The 13,941-nt window shown below is 60.9% G+C and carries 12 protein-coding genes; 4 read left to right on the top strand and 8 right to left on the bottom strand.

The annotated features are described in order from the left end of the window. The 8 genes from thiE to mgtE all read right to left on the bottom strand — a co-directional run. Nucleotides 1–629: thiamine phosphate synthase (gene thiE, locus VNM72_00615; GenBank protein HXF03901.1), on the bottom strand; the 629-nt coding region annotated here is incomplete at its 3' end. A 15-nt stretch (nucleotides 630–644) separates the two neighbouring features. Next, a complete protein-coding gene (locus tag VNM72_00610; GenBank protein HXF03900.1) occupies nucleotides 645–1,229 on the bottom strand; it encodes a hypothetical protein in 585 nt (194 codons plus the stop codon). A 5-nt stretch (nucleotides 1,230–1,234) separates the two neighbouring features. Next, nucleotides 1,235–3,070: an ABC transporter ATP-binding protein gene (locus VNM72_00605; protein ID HXF03899.1), complete on the bottom strand. Its 1,836-nt coding sequence runs from the start codon at nucleotides 3,068–3,070 to the stop codon at nucleotides 1,235–1,237. A gap of 27 nt (nucleotides 3,071–3,097) precedes the next feature. Continuing rightward, the gene (aroC, locus tag VNM72_00600) at nucleotides 3,098–4,279 is read right to left on the bottom strand and encodes a chorismate synthase (protein HXF03898.1); all 1,182 of its coding nucleotides are present in this window, start codon (nucleotides 4,277–4,279) and stop codon (nucleotides 3,098–3,100) included. A gap of 290 nt (nucleotides 4,280–4,569) precedes the next feature. After that, nucleotides 4,570–5,262, bottom strand: coding sequence for a (d)CMP kinase (gene cmk, locus VNM72_00595; protein ID HXF03897.1), 693 nt, complete (start codon nucleotides 5,260–5,262; stop codon nucleotides 4,570–4,572). Between the two features lie 69 nt (nucleotides 5,263–5,331). Then, nucleotides 5,332–6,360, bottom strand: coding sequence for a low-specificity L-threonine aldolase (gene ltaE, locus VNM72_00590; GenBank protein HXF03896.1), 1,029 nt, complete (start codon nucleotides 6,358–6,360; stop codon nucleotides 5,332–5,334). Nucleotides 6,361–6,564: 204 nt separating this feature from the next. Beyond that, nucleotides 6,565–8,178, bottom strand: coding sequence for a VCBS repeat-containing protein (locus VNM72_00585; GenBank protein ID HXF03895.1), 1,614 nt, complete (start codon nucleotides 8,176–8,178; stop codon nucleotides 6,565–6,567). A gap of 387 nt (nucleotides 8,179–8,565) precedes the next feature. Beyond that, nucleotides 8,566–9,933 (bottom strand): magnesium transporter, encoded by a 1,368-nt coding sequence (gene mgtE, locus VNM72_00580; GenBank protein HXF03894.1) that lies wholly within the window; start codon nucleotides 9,931–9,933, stop codon nucleotides 8,566–8,568. Between the two features lie 260 nt (nucleotides 9,934–10,193). Between mgtE and VNM72_00575 the strand changes: the two genes are divergently transcribed. The 4 genes from VNM72_00575 to VNM72_00560 all read left to right on the top strand — a co-directional run. Further along, nucleotides 10,194–12,230, top strand: a complete 2,037-nt coding sequence (locus tag VNM72_00575; protein HXF03893.1) for a heme lyase CcmF/NrfE family subunit — start codon at nucleotides 10,194–10,196, stop codon at nucleotides 12,228–12,230. Next, nucleotides 12,214–12,762, top strand: a complete 549-nt coding sequence (locus VNM72_00570) for a cytochrome c-type biogenesis protein CcmH (protein HXF03892.1) — start codon at nucleotides 12,214–12,216, stop codon at nucleotides 12,760–12,762. Before VNM72_00575 ends, VNM72_00570 begins: the two co-directional genes overlap by 17 nt. Next, the gene (locus VNM72_00565; protein ID HXF03891.1) at nucleotides 12,762–13,085 is read left to right on the top strand and encodes a hypothetical protein; all 324 of its coding nucleotides are present in this window, start codon (nucleotides 12,762–12,764) and stop codon (nucleotides 13,083–13,085) included. The genes VNM72_00570 and VNM72_00565 overlap by 1 nt, the downstream gene beginning before the upstream one ends. A 15-nt stretch (nucleotides 13,086–13,100) precedes the next feature. Further along, nucleotides 13,101–13,941: carboxypeptidase regulatory-like domain-containing protein (locus tag VNM72_00560; protein HXF03890.1), on the top strand; the 841-nt coding region annotated here is incomplete at its 3' end.

Raw genomic sequence — 13,941 nt, 5'->3', positions numbered from 1 at the left:
GGTTCGGAGTCGCTGCAACAGGTCTCGATGTACTGACGGGCTCGCTGGGTGATGTCGGGATGTGAGAGCAGGTCAGAGATCACAGCCAGCGCATCGGCCCCCGCCGCCAGGACGTCACGGGCCCGCTCGAGCGTAATCCCTCCGATGGCGACGAGCGGTTTCTCCACGGCTTGTCGGAGCCGGCGGAGCTGTTCAACGCCCACAACCGGATCGGGATTCTCTTTCGTCCGGGTGGGGAAGATCGGCCCGAAGGCAATATAGTCAACGGGCAGCGCCTGGGCGGCCATCGCCTGCTCCAGCGAGTGCGTGGAGAATCCGATGATCTTTTCCGGTCCGAGGAGAGCGCGGGCTTTCTCCGGCGGGAGATCATCCTGTCCGAGATGAACGCCGTCGGCGCCAACGGCCAGAGCAATATCCGCTCGATCATTGATGATCAGGGTCACGCCCAGGGCGCGAGCCACCGCCACAGCTTCCCGGGCTTGATGGTAAAACTCTCTCGGCGAGGCCGTCTTCTCCCGGAGCTGAATCCAGCGGATTCCTCCGGCCGCGAGTCGTCGGACCTGTTCCGCGTGACTCAGCCCGCTGATCCGGCAATCGGTGATGGCGTAGATTCGGGGAAGCGTGATCATGAGTCCTCCCCTGCGTCACACGACGGTGGAAAGGGGTTCGGATGCCGAAGATCGCACGCTCGTCTCCTCCGACAGAGGAATGAACGAGAGGGGAACCTCTCCCCGAAGGACACGACATCCCCCCTGACGGGCCAGATGATGGGAGATCACCCGATAGGCGTTCCAGCCGAAGAAGACATTCGGTCCGGGAAGAACCATCATCAGTCCCGTGAGCGGCAGAAGCAAAAAGTTAATCATGAGCCAGCGCGTGTGATAGTGGATGCGCCGGCGCAGAAACCGGAGAAACCGCCGACGAACGACCGGCTCTTTCAACGTCGCCGGATAGAGGATATCAATCGCAGGGGCTTTGCGCATCTGCTTGAGTAGCGTCTCTTCGAGAGAGATGTGCGCTTCCAGGTGTGCCAGGAGGCGACGGAGACCGCGGCCGGTGGGGCTCGACGCCTGATCAAGCGATGCGCGAATCTGCTCGTACTTTCGGGCCAGCTTCGTCCAGAGCCAGGACGACGGCTCCACGTCCGACGGACCGGACGCCGGAGCCGACCGGGGCTCGGCCACAAAAGTCCAGCGTTTTTGCGCCGTCTGAACAACGTGAATGCGCATGCCTTTTACTCGCTGGCCGTCAGCTCTTCTTCGAGAAGTTGCTTCTCGTAGAGATCGGCATAAAGGCCGCCGCGCGCAAGAAGCTCGTCGTGGGTTCCCTCCTCGACGATCTGTCCCTGATCGAGGACGACGATCTTGTCCGCATCGCGGATAGTCGAGATGCGGTGGGAAATAATGAGCGACGTTCGCCCCCGCATCACCTGCCGGAGGTGATGCAGGATCCGCTCTTCCGTCTGCGTGTCCACCGACGAGAGCGCATCGTCGAGGATGAGGATTCTGGGATTGCGAAGGAGAGCGCGGGCAATCGCCGTGCGTTGCTTCTGGCCGCCCGACAGCGTGATGCCGCGCTCGCCCACAAGCGTGTCAAGCCCGTGAGGAAATCCGAGGATGTCCTCCTCAAGACCGGCCTGTCGCGCCGCTTCAGCAATTTCTTCGGCCGTCGCGGAAGCCGCGCCGAAGGCGATGTTCTCGCCGATGCTCAGGCTGAAGAGAAAGGGCTCCTGAGGAACCATGCCGATTGAGGCCCGCAGGTGGTCGAGCGGAATGGTTCGGACATCGTGACCGTCAATGAACAGTGTTCCCGGCGGCGGATCGAGGAGTCGGGGGATGAGGCTCACGAGCACAGTCTTTCCGGCGCCGGTCCGCCCGACGAGAGCGACGGTTTCGCCCGGCTCGATCGTCAACGTGATGTTCCGAAGAATCGGGCGGTGTCCATCGAGCTGAAGGGTGAGCTGACGGAACTCGATGCGACCGGCGTGGATGCGGGGGTGATCGTCGCTGCCGTGGAGACTCTCCTGCCGGAGCCCGACGAGAGAGGGACTCCGTGAGCCATCGCGCGAGAGGTCCTGAATTCGCGGCTCGCGCTCTAAAATGTCCGCGATCCGACCGAGGCTCGCCAGACCGCGTTGAAAGAGATTGACGACCCACCCCAGAGCGATCACCGGCCAGATCAAGCGGACGAGATAGAGATTGAACTCGACGAATTGACCGACGGTGATCACTTGCTGCATGGCCAGTCGCCCGCCGTACCAGAGGACGGCGACGGCCGCCAGGCCGATGAGTCCGTGCAGCGTGGGATAAAACAGGCCGGTCAGGCGGATGAGCCGGAGATTCTTCCTCACATACTCGCGATTGAGCTGGTCGAAGGCGCGACGCTCCGCATCCTCTTGAACATAGGCCCGAATGACGCGGACGCCGGCAAAGTTCTCCTGCGCTTTGGCGCTGAGCCGTGCCAGATGCTCCTGAATCTTCTCGAACTGATCGTGAATCCGCTGACCGAAGAGCTTCGTGGCAACGGAGACCAGAGGAAGCGAGGCGAGAGCCAGAGCCGTCAGCCGCCCGTTCACCCGAATCATCAGGGGAATGGCGATGCTGAAGACGGCGACGGTATTCGTGGCATACATGATCGCCGGTCCCACCATCATGCGCACGGCGGCCAGGTCATTGGTCGCCCGCGACATCAAATCTCCCGTCCGCTGCTGATGATAGAAGCTCGGCTCGAGCCGAAGCAGATGCGCGAAAATCTCATTGCGCATCTCGTATTCGATGTCCCGCGACATGCCCACGATCAACCGCCGCTGAAGAAAGAGGAAGATGCCCTGAACGAGAACGATCCCGATGACCAGACCGGCATAGCGTCCGAGTTTCTCCGCCGTCACCGCCACGAGCAGGTCATTGACGGCATCGCGCACGATCCGGGGAGCCATCAACCCGATGCCGTTGCCGATGAAGATACAGCCGAGCCCCACGAGCAGCGGCATCCAGTGCCGCTTCCAGTAGCGGATGACGCGCCCGAAGGCGGCCCGTTTCATCCGTCGTGCCTTTTTGTCCGTCGCGCGCATTGTGCCGTTGCGTCTCTCCCGGCGAGATCAATACCGGCGAAGCTGTTCCTCATAGGCGTGAAAGTTCCGCTTCATCTCATCGAGCGAATCGCCGCCGAATTTTTCTCGCAGCGCCTGGGCCAGGACAATGGCCACCATCGCCTCGCCGATGACGCCGGCGGCTGTGATGGCCGTGACATCCGATCGTTCAAAGGCAGCGGGAGCAGGCTCCTTGGTGGCAACGTTGACGCTCATCAAGGGGCGGCGCAGCGTCGCCAGAGGTTTGAGGTAGCCCCGGACGCGCACCATCTCTCCATTGGTCATGCCGCCTTCCAGTCCCCCGGCGCGATTGGTCGTGCGGTAGAATCGCCGCGCCTGGGCATCGTAAAAGATCTCATCATGAACCTGAGAACCCGGACGGGCGCTCGCTCTCACCCCGGAGCCGATTTCCACGGCTTTGACCGCTTGAATGGACATCACCGCCTGAGCCAGCCGCCCGTCCAATCGGAGATCCCACTGCGTGTGCGATCCCAGTCCCGGCGGAACGCCCCGAGCCACAACTTCAAAAAGGCCGCCCAGCGTGTCGCCCGTTTTCATCGCCTCCTTGATGCGGGCGATCATCTGTTGCTCCAGAGACGGATCGGCGCAGCGAAGAGGAGAGTCGTCCGGGATGGCCACGATCTCTTCCCAGGAGACATCTTCGCGAGGCTGTTCGGGGACGCCGCCCACCATCAGGACGTGACTGGCGATTTCGATGCCGAATTCGCGGAGCAAGAGTTGAGCCAGGGCGCCGGCAGCGACGCGGGCGGCTGTCTCGCGGGCACTCGCTCGTTCGAGGATGTCGCGCAGATCGTGCGTGTCGAATTTCAATCCCCCGGCCAGATCGGCATGTCCCGGCCGCGGACGCATGACCCGCCGCGCCTCCGCCTCGTCGGAGAACTCACGCGGGTCAACGGCCATGACCTCTTGCCAGTTGACGAAATCGCGGTTCTCAATGAGCAGGGCAATCGGCGAACCGAGCGTCTTCCCATGTCGCACGCCCGAAAGAATGTCGGCTCGATCTCGTTCGATCTTTTGACGGCCGCCACGTCCATAGCCTTGCTGACGGCGGCTGAGCTGCCGGTTAATAAACGCGATGTCAACGGGCAGACCGGCAGGTAGCCCCTCGACGATCGTGACCAGCGCCCGACCGTGTGACTCGCCGGCTGTGACGAAGCGAAAAGTGCTCATTCTTCCTCGACTCCAACGCGCTCGAGATCAACAGTATGTCACCGTCCGGCGACCGCGAGCAAGGATAGCCGAGCCGAGCGTCTCTCGCCTCGAGACCGATCCCTTCCTTGAATCTGCGGAACCTTCGGGAGCGTCATCTGCCCTCGTCCTGCTCGCCGGGAGATTTTCCCCGGGCGAGACGCCGTCTTCGTGGCATTTCGCGGTCTCTTTTCGGAGCGGGAAAACTCGGCAAACACGGAGAAACGGATCGGAAAGTTAGCCTTCGCCTCTTCGCCTTAATCGAGATCCTCCTACCGCGACTGGAGAGCCTGAATTCCGTTTCGCTCACTCCGCTGGCCGATGATGTCCATCATTCGCTCCACGACTTCGTCCACCGTCAGATCGGACGAATCAATGAGAATGGCATCATCGGCCGGGCGCAGCGGTGATGCTTCCCTCTCGGCATCGCGCCGATCTCGCTCGCGGGTCTGACGAGTGACCTCGTCGAGTGTTATCTGTCGGCCCCGGGCTCGTTCTTCCTCCCATCGGCGGCGCGCCCGCACCTCGACGCGGGCATCGAGATAGAATTTGACATCGGCCCGGGGAAAGACGACGGTCCCGATGTCCCGTCCTTCAACGACGACATTTCCTTCCCCGGCGATGCGCCGTTGCTGCGCCACCAGTGCTCGACGCACGCCGGCAATGGTGGAAATGAGCGATGTCGCCCGACTGATCTCCGGCGAGCGGATGTCATCGGTCACATCTTCTCCATCAATGAGAACGCGAAGATGAGTCGCATCACCGGCCAGCGTGATCTCGGATTGCTCGGCCAGGGCCGTGAGCGCCTCGGCATCGTCAAGAGGGATTCCCGCTTTCAGGGCTTTCCAGGCCAGGGCGCGATACATGGCTCCCGTGTCCATATAGCGATAACCGAGGCGTTCGGCCAGCCGCCGACCCACCGTACTCTTGCCCGATCCCACCGGCCCATCAATAGCAATGATCATGCCGTTCCTCCGCGCGACGCTCGAAGCAGTTTCGTGCTCCGCGTCCACCGATTCTTCTTATGGCTCCGATCATCGCAAGACTTCCCGGATGATCTGAAGCGCCTGCAGACAATCCTGGCGGCTGACATCATAGTGTGTGACCAGGCGCATCTCGGTCGGGCTGATACCCTGGGCCAGCACGCCGCGCTCCTTCAATCGGGCTGAGAACTCGGCGGTCGTCATCCCGGTGGCGGCAATGCTGAAGATGACGATGTTGGTTTGAACTTTTTCGGGATCAATGGCGATGCCGGGGATTTCGGCCAACCCGGCGGCCAGCAACCGGGCATTCTCGTGATCTTCGTGAAGTCGTTCCGGCATTTTCTCCAGGGCGATGAGTCCGGCCGCGGCGAGCACGCCCGCCTGCCTCATTCCCCCTCCGAGCATCTTTCTCACACGATGAGCGGCGTCAATGAAATCTCGACTCCCCACGATCATCGAGCCCACCGGGGCGCCAAGGCCCTTCGAGAGACAGAACATCACGGAATCGGCCGGCCGCGTCAGCTCGGCGACCGACCGCCCGAGCGCCACCGCCGCATTGAAGATTCGTGCCCCATCCAGATGCACGGGTAAGCCGCGCTCGTGAGCGCGAGCGCAGATCTCCTCCATGCGTTCGACCGGCAGAATCGTTCCTCCGGCCATATTGTGGGTATTTTCCAAGCAGATGAGTCCGGTGGCCGCACGGAAATAGCTCGGGGGACGGATGGCTCTTTCGATGGTTGGCCAATCGGGGATTCCATCCGGTGCCGTGATGACGCGCGGCAGAAGGCCGGAAATGACGGCCATGGCCGACATCTCATAGTTGTAGATGTGGCTCCGTTCTTCCACGATCACTTCCTGACCGGGCCGGGTGTGCACCTTGAGGCAAATCTGATTGCCCATCGTCCCCGAAGGAACAAACAACGCCGCCTCTCGCTCGAAGATCTCGGCCGCCCGCTCCTGCAAGCGGTTGACCGTCGGATCTTCCCCATAGACATCATCGCCCACATCGGCCCGGGCCATCGCCGCCCGCATTTCCGGAGTGGGTCGTGTCACCGTATCGCTGCGAAGATCAATCACCATTTGTCCTCCCTGACGTTCACTTCACCAAACCTGCCTTCGACACAAAAGACATTGTAGCGATTCAGCTCATTCCTGGTACAGTCCGCAGGAGGGATAAGGAGACTCCTCCCGGAAGCGCCGCGGGCCAACGGGCGGCGCGAGATCACTTCCGCACATTTTCGATTGTCAGGGGGAGACGGGGGAGAGAATTCTCCCCCTGGCGGATCACAGCCCGCGCACGCGTTTGAATTTTCCTTCGCCCGTGCCCAAAAAGGTCACGATTTCGTTGGGGAAAGACCCGATGACGACAATGTCGAGATTCCCATCGCCATCGAAATCATTCGTGGTCACTTGTGATGGTCGCAATCCCACAGGAAACCGATCCGGAGCCTTGAGCGCGATTTCTCCCGGACGGGCTACGAACGTGAGGTCTGTTGAGAGGAGGTTGACCACAGCCACGCCCACCTGGTCGGCAAGAAACCTTCCGCTCGCCAGGGAAATCGGACGAGAGCCGACCGGGCGATCAATACGAGTGAATGTCGTCGTATTGCCCAGGGTGCGCGTGAGCAAGGTCGTGATGGAATCGGCGTTGACGTTGGCCGTGGCGATGTCCAATCGCCCGTCATCATCGAAGTCTCCCACGGTCACCGAGGTCGGTCCGTCCCCCACGGGAACCCGGGAGAATTCGCTGAAGCCGCCCCGTCCGTTTCCAAACAGGATCGAGACATCGTCCGAGTCCAGGTTGGAGACCGCAAGGTCGGTCAGTCCATCGTTGTTGAAGAAGCCGACGGTGATCGCACTCGGAGCGGTTCCCGTGAGCGGTACGTCGGCGCTCTGGATCATCCGGCCATCTCCCTGACCGAGGAAGATCGCGATGTCGTTCGTTCCGGTGGTCAGAACGGCCATATCGAGATGGGTGTCGTTATTGAACTGTCCGAGAGCCACAGCCCGCGGACGGCGTCCTTCGAGCGCAACAGTAGGGCCGGGCGTAAATCTGCCGCTCCCATCGCCGAAGAAGAGCGAGACGAGTTCGCTCGTCAGGCTCACGACGACGACATCCGTGTTCGTGTCCTCGTTGAAATCCCCGAGGCCCAGAGCGACGGGGCCGGGATTGACCGGAATGGCTCGCAGCCGACGGAACGTCCCATCATTCTTGCTGACGAGCACCACCATCTGATCGGCGGCAAAATCGGCGATGAGCAGACCCGTTGGACTCTCCTCCTGGCGGCGGGCAAGCGGGCCGGGCGTCTCCGGGATGAGCGTCAGCGGACCGTTCACCGCTGCTGTTTGGTTAGCGCACTCGAGATCAGCAGTCGTGGGGCAGAGATCGCAGACGTTCCCCTGGCCGTCCAGGTCTTCGTCGCCCTGATCGGGATTGCGCACCCTCGGGCAATTATCCTCATCGTTGATGACATCATCGCCATCGTCGTCGCATCCGACTGTCATTTCGACCTGACCGGTTGTTCCTTCCGATTCCTCGTGAGCGGTGACCTCCACCTTGATGGAATGAGAGTCCAGCGTAAGACCGGGAACGATGAGGGTCCTGGTCGTTGCGATGGCGTTACTTCCAGGGAAGGGATTATTGATGCTCAGGGACGCCGTGGGGCTTCCATCAACGTAAACGCTGATGTTGGTGATGTCCTTCAGGCGCGAGTGGACGATTCTGACGCGGAGTCGTCCAGGGGCCGACCCCTCCTCCGGACAGGAGGTCAGAGCGATTGTATCCCCGAGGATGGTTACCACCGGAGCGTGAGCCGAAACTCTCCCTCCCGATAGAAGGGTGAGGGCGATGAGTACGCCCGTGAGTGCGAGACATGAGAGAAGAAATCTCGGGAGCATAGGCCACTTCCTCCTTTTTGTTGGCAGTCTTGGTTGCTCTCTTGCTGAGATTTTTTCATCTCGCACCAGTAGCCCGGTGATGCAGGCGCATGGGCGGATGTGGGGAGCTTGAGAGTTGCTGCCTCTGAATCATAACTCCCTCACATCGCCCGGCGTCATGGTTGCCGGGAATAGTGGCGGCGATGCGCGCCGGAGTGTCGGACCCTTGCCTTTCGTCGCGTTTCGCCGGCGGAGAGTATACCACTTAAGGAGCCCGAGTCCAAGGGGTTTGTCAATTCAACAGCAAGCGCGTGTGGTGAGCGAGGTGCACCCGATGGGGGGGACTGTCGTGTTGCCCGGGGGGCCCTTGGGGCAGGTTAACACATCCGCTCCTGGGAGAGATTCGCTTTATTGCATCCAGTTGAGCAGCAGCGTGACCAGACCGAGGAAGGAGAAGAATCCGCAGACGTCGGTGAAAGTTGTGACGATCACGCCGGAGGCGAGCGCCGGATCGAGTTTCAGCCAGCGCAGGAAAAGCGGGATCAACGTTCCGAACAGTCCGGCGACAAACAGGTTGATGATCAAGGCCAATCCAATGGCCACGCCGAGCATCGGCTTCTTGAACCAGAACAGAGCCACCACCGCCATGATGCCCCCGATGAGCAGGCCATTGCCGGTGCCCACCAGGATTTCCTTGAAGAGGACGCGGCGGGCATTGGCCCAGGTAACCTCGCCCAGAGCCAGACCGCGAACGATGACCGTGATCGTTTGAATGGCGGCATTGCCTCCCTGTCCGGCCACAATCGTCATCAGAGTGGCCGCTGCGACAACCTTGGAGATCGTATCCTGGAACAGGTAGACGACGCCAGCAGCCAGAATGGCCGTGAGCAAATTGGCAAAGAGCCAGGGGAATCGCAGTTGAATCGAACGGAGCGAGGGCGTCGTCACCTTCTCGTCGGTGTCCACGCCGGCCAGTGCGTAGATGTCCTCGGTCGCCTCTTCGCGCAAAACGTCAATGACATCGTCAACGGTGATGATTCCCACGAGCCGGTTTTCATCATCCACCACGGGAACGGCCAGCAGATCATATTTGGAGACGACGCGGGCGACCTCTTCCTGATCGGTGCTCGTATGCACGCTGATGACATCGGTGGACATGATCTTCCGCAGCGGCGTGCTCGGCGGATTCAGCAGCAGTTGGCGCAGGCTGACGACGCCGACGAGATGATGGCGGTCATCTATGACGTAGAGGTAGAAGACCATCTCCAGCTCATCGCTCTTGCGCTGGAGCGTGGTGATGGCTTCCCCCACCGACATGTCCTCGTGCAGGGCGAAGACGTTGGGGTTCATGATGCGCCCGGCGGTGTTCTCCTCGAACTGAAGCTGGTCAACGACATCAGCCGACCGGGCCACATTCATCACTTCCAGAACCTGTTCAGCCAGTTCCGGAGGCAGCTTGGAGGTCAGTTCGGTGGCGTCATCCACCGGGAGCTTTTGCAGGAGATCAGCGATGGCGACCGGTTCCAGATGCGCCAACAGGGCCGCTCCCTCTTTAGGAGGCATGGCGCTGATGGTTTGAGCGACGAAATCTCCGTCTTGTTTGAGCAGGGATCGGAAGGCGAACAGCCGTTCGCCGTCGGTGAGATTACCGAAGATGACGGCGACGTCCTCCGGGCGCATCTTGCGGAGCAGATTGACCAGGTTGACGCTGGCCCCGATCCGCGCCAGTTTGCGCGTCGACTCGATAGCCAGATCGAGCTTTCGCGGATATGCCATCGTCGTTTTCCCGGCTCATCGCTGTCTTCATCATGGCTAAGCATGGCAAATTAACCGTATCTTTTCAATGGGAAAGCTTGGTCCGATCATCTTTTTTCCTCTGTCCAAGGGAGGCTCACATGGGCCACCCGGAGAACCGCTTCTTTGGGCCTCTCGGTGATTCCACCGGAGGCGGGATGCGGGCGCGGAGTCTCCTTGACCCCGGCGAAGGGGCGCAGGTACTATTGACCGTCATACAATGATCATCTGATGAGGGCGCTATGGACCTGTTCGGTTCCTTCGCGGTATTTCTCGCTCTGGTTGCCGCCGGATATGCTTTCGTCGCGGGTGTACTGGCGTCTGTGAAGCAGCATCCCGTGCTGCGAGAGACAGCCCGGCGGGCCGGTGTGACCGTTTTCCCGACGCTGACGCTGGCGATGGTTTGCCTCTGGGGATTGTTTTTGACGGATCAATTCACGATTGCCTACGTCGCCAACCACAGCAATCGGGATCTGCCGACGATCTACAAGCTGGCGGCGTTGTGGTCGGGTCAGGAGGGGTCATTACTTTTCTGGAGCTGGATTCTCGCCGGCTACATGTTCGTCGTGCAGGTTCGGCATCGGCGTGAAGGAGAGTTGCGGCCGCTGGCCGGAACGATCCTGGCGGGCATTCAGGTCTTCTTCCTCTTGCTCAATGCGTTTGTCGTGAGTCCCTTTCGTCGGCTGGTCGAAGTGACCGCCGCTGGAGCAATGCAACCCTTTCTCCCTGCCGATGGCCGGGGCCTCAATCCGTTGCTGCAGTATCCGGAGATGGCCATGCATCCTCCGATGCTCTATCTGGGGTATGTGGGCTTCAGCGTGCCGTTTGCTTTTGCCCTGGCCGCACTCATCAGCCGGTCGCCCGGCGAGAAATGGATCCACGTCACCCGACGCTGGACGATGCTGACTTGGGGATTTTTGACGCTGGGCATTTTGCTCGGCTCGCACTGGGCCTACACCGTGCTCGGCTGGGGAGGCTACTGGGGATGGGACCCGGTGGAAAATGCCTCCTTCATGCCCTGGTTGACGGGAACGGCTTTCCTGCACTCGGTCATGATGCAGGAGCGCAAGGGGATGCTCAAGGTCTGGAACGTGTGGCTCGTCTTCATCACCTTCATGCTCTGCATCTTCGGCACATTCATGACGCGAAGCGGTGTGGTCAGTTCGGTTCATGCCTTCGCCCAGTCCCCGATTGGCAACTGGTTCGTCGGATTTCTGGTGATCGTGCTGGGCGTGTGCCTCTACTTTTACTGGGAGCGCAGGGATTATCTGAAGAGCGAGAACCGACTGGAAGCCTTATTGTCGAGAGAAGCGTCCTTCCTCTTCAACAATCTCGTCTTGCTCGCCGCTTGCTTTGCCGTCTTGTGGGGAACGCTCTTCCCCATCATCTCCGAAGCGGTGACCGGAAGTAAGGTCAGCGTGGGCGCCCCCTTTTTCAATCGGGTGAACATTCCGATCTTCCTCTTCCTGCTGCTGCTGACGGGGGTGGGTCCGCTGCTCGCGTGGCGGCGCACCTCGTGGGAGAGCCTGAAGCGAAATTTCACCTATCCGACCATCATCGCCGTGGTGACGGGAGTGAGCTTGATTCTCGCGGGAATGCGCCATCCCTATGCCCTCGTGTCGTTCATGCTGAGTGCGTTTGTCATCGCGACGATCGTGGCGGAATTCTGGCGGGGCGCGCGCGTCATCCGCTCGCAATCGGGGCGGAATATCATCCAGGCGCTCGTTCATCTGACGCTCAGGAACACTCGACGCTATGGGGGGTACATCATCCACTTCGGCATCGTCGTCATGTTCATCGGGATCACCGGAGCGGCGTTCAATCAGGAGCGGGAGAGCGAGATGACGCCCGGCTCCTCGATGGAGATCGGTCGCTACCGGTTGACGTTGCGAAGCCAGACGAGTGAGGATAATCCCAATTATTTCGCTGAGAGGCTCGTGCTCGATGTGAGTCGGGACGGCAAAGCGGTGACGACGCTCCGTCCGGAACGGCGCTTTTATAAGGCGAGCGAGCAACCGCTGACGAAAGTGACGATTCATTCAACCTGGCGCGAGGACCTGTACGTCTACTATGCCGGTGACAATCAGGAGACGCGCTCGCCGATCATTCACGTCTATCTCAATCCGCTCGTGCGCTGGTTATGGGTGGGAGGCGGGCTGGTGATGATCGGCATCTTCATCGCCCTCGTTCCCAGTCGCCTGCCCAAGCGCGTCGTCGTCCCGGCGGCGGAATCGGCGCCGACGAAAGAGAAGGAGGTCGCTTATGCCTCGGCCGATTAAATGGAACGGGAAGGCCGGAAGAAATTTCCCATCGCCGCTCAATGCCTCTCTTCGAATGATCCGGCGGGGAGGGACGCTGGGGCTTTTGGTCTTCCTGATCGGTACTGCCGCGGTGCTCGCGCAAACGTCGCTCGATGAGCGGGTGATGCGCATGGGCAAGAGGATGCTCTGTCTCTGCGGGTGCAATCAAATTCTCGTCGAGTGCAACCACCTCAACTGCTCGTTTTCGGAAGCGGCGAAGGCCAAGCTTCGTCAGGCGGCAGCAAAGTACGACAGCGATGACATGGCCGTTCAGGTGATGATCCAGGAATACGGCACGAAAATTCTGGCCGCTCCGCCCGCTCAGGGGTTTAACGTCACGGCCTGGGTGACGCCCTTCTTCGCTTTGCTCGTCGGCGCGGTGGTGATCGCATTCGTTCTCCGGCGCTGGTGGCATCAGCGGCTCGTGGCTGAACCGGCCTCGCCGGTGGCTCTCGATCCGGCCTGGCGCGAGCGCATCCGCCGGGAACTCGATGAGGAGATCGAAAGCTGATGACGCTCATCGGCATTATCCTCTGTGGACTTCTGGCCGCCATCACGGTCATCTACATCTTCTTTGAGGAGATCGTGGACCTTGGCCAGGCGCGCGATCGAATCGCCATTTTGCGGGAGAAGCGCGACCAAATCTTGGAGAACGTGAGAGACCTGCACTTCGAGTACAGGGCGGGGAAGCTCTCCGAAGCCGACTACCTGCGCACGCGACAGGCGCTCGAAGCGGAGGCCGCGGCCCTCTTTGCCGAGCTGGAGAAAGCTCAGGCCGAAAGCGGCATCGGGGTCGGCTCGGCCGAACGTCGCGCCGATGCTTCCCGTCCTTGAGGGAGGGATGAAGCGATGTTTCCGAACAACCATCCGGCGAAAACGAAACGGGGAACCGGCGTGCGGTTTTTCATGCGCATCGGCGGAGTGTTTCTTTTCGGCGGGCTCGGCGTCAGTTCCGTTGCCCTCGCTCAGGTGAGCGGAATCGTGACCAATGGAACGACGGGGAAACCGGCGGCGGGCGTCGAAGTTCATCTCGTGAAGCTCGAAGGAGGAATGCAAGTCGTCGGCAAAACGACGACCGACGCGCAGGGACGATTCTCCTTTTCCGCCGACGCCTCCGGACCCATGATGATCCGGGCCGCCTATCGGGGAGTCAACTATCACGAGCCGTACCAGTCGGGCCGCGGAAGCATCGAGTTGCGCGTGTTCGAGACTGCTGCCACGGGAGAGTATCGCGTGGATCGGATGACCTATCTGGTGCAGCAGTCCAACGATCAACTGCTCATTGGCCGGGAATTCATCGTCCGAAACGACACGGCTCCCCCGGTGACGCTTCTGCGTCCGGGAGGCGTGTTCAGCTTCCGCTTGCCCGAAGGAGTCACTCCCGAACGAACAAGCGCGGTGGGAGCCAACGGAATGCCCATTCCCGTCGCTGCCCGTGCGGGTGAAAACGGCGTGTGGACGATTGATTATCCCTTGCGTCCGGGCGAAACACGATTTTTCACGGTCTCCACGATGCCGTATAAAGACCTTCAGGCGAGTGTGAATGAATCGCTGGCCTGGGACGCGGCGAGCGTTCTCCTTTATGTCCCGCAGCAGATGAAGGTCACCGCGCCCGGGTTCCAATCGCTCGGCGCCGATCGAGGGTTAGCCGTTTACGGGCTCACGGCGGTGAAAGCGGGAACAGCCGTCG

The sequence above is a fragment of the Blastocatellia bacterium genome, assembly GCA_035573895.1.
Lineage (GTDB): Bacteria > Acidobacteriota > Blastocatellia > HR10 > HR10 > DATLZR01.
This window is presented reverse-complemented; position numbering and strand designations above follow the sequence as displayed.

What these genes read in the sequence shown, in the direction of transcription:
- VNM72_00610 (HXF03900.1), bottom strand. Translation starts at nt 1,229, where the DNA reads ATGCGCATTCACGTTGTTCAGACGGCGCAAAAACGCTGGACTTTTGTG.
- VNM72_00605 (HXF03899.1), bottom strand. Translation starts at nt 3,070, where the DNA reads ATGCGCGCGACGGACAAAAAGGCACGACGGATGAAACGGGCCGCCTTC.
- aroC (HXF03898.1), bottom strand. Translation starts at nt 4,279, where the DNA reads ATGAGCACTTTTCGCTTCGTCACAGCCGGCGAGTCACACGGTCGGGCG.
- cmk (HXF03897.1), bottom strand. Translation starts at nt 5,262, where the DNA reads ATGATCATTGCTATTGATGGGCCGGTGGGATCGGGCAAGAGTACGGTG.
- ltaE (HXF03896.1), bottom strand. Translation starts at nt 6,360, where the DNA reads ATGGTGATTGATCTTCGCAGCGATACGGTGACACGACCCACTCCGGAA.
- VNM72_00585 (HXF03895.1), bottom strand. Translation starts at nt 8,178, where the DNA reads ATGCTCCCGAGATTTCTTCTCTCATGTCTCGCACTCACGGGCGTACTC.
- mgtE (HXF03894.1), bottom strand. Translation starts at nt 9,933, where the DNA reads ATGGCATATCCGCGAAAGCTCGATCTGGCTATCGAGTCGACGCGCAAA.
- VNM72_00575 (HXF03893.1), top strand. Translation starts at nt 10,194, where the DNA reads ATGGACCTGTTCGGTTCCTTCGCGGTATTTCTCGCTCTGGTTGCCGCC.
- VNM72_00570 (HXF03892.1), top strand. Translation starts at nt 12,214, where the DNA reads ATGCCTCGGCCGATTAAATGGAACGGGAAGGCCGGAAGAAATTTCCCA.
- VNM72_00565 (HXF03891.1), top strand. Translation starts at nt 12,762, where the DNA reads ATGACGCTCATCGGCATTATCCTCTGTGGACTTCTGGCCGCCATCACG.